The organism is Achromobacter sp. SIMBA_011 (assembly GCF_046535435.1).
In the GTDB taxonomy this organism is placed as follows: domain Bacteria; phylum Pseudomonadota; class Gammaproteobacteria; order Burkholderiales; family Burkholderiaceae_B; genus Achromobacter; species Achromobacter dolens.
In genome coordinates, this window is the sequence record NZ_JAWRWN010000943.1 from 1 (window position 1) to 250 (window position 250).

The 250-nt window shown below is 68.4% G+C and carries 1 pseudogene; it reads left to right on the plus strand.

The features are described from left to right. Positions 1–250: pseudogene (locus SB816_RS33770) on the plus strand (AAA family ATPase); the annotation flags it as partial.

A 250-nucleotide genomic window follows, 5' to 3' on the forward strand; every position in this document is an offset into this window, starting at 1 on the left:
GACATCGCGGCGCTCGTCTACGCGACGCTCGAGGAACTGGCTGCGCAGCATGGCCGCGCCGCGCATTGCGAACTGACCGACGACGCGCTGCGGATGCTGTGCGCGTATCCGTGGCCGGGCAACGTGCGCCAGCTGGAGAACACCTGCCGCTGGATCACGGTGATGGCGTCTGGGCGCGAAGTGCATATCAGCGACCTGCCGCCGGAGCTGTTAAGCCTGCCGCAGGACTCCGCCCCCGTGACCAACTGGG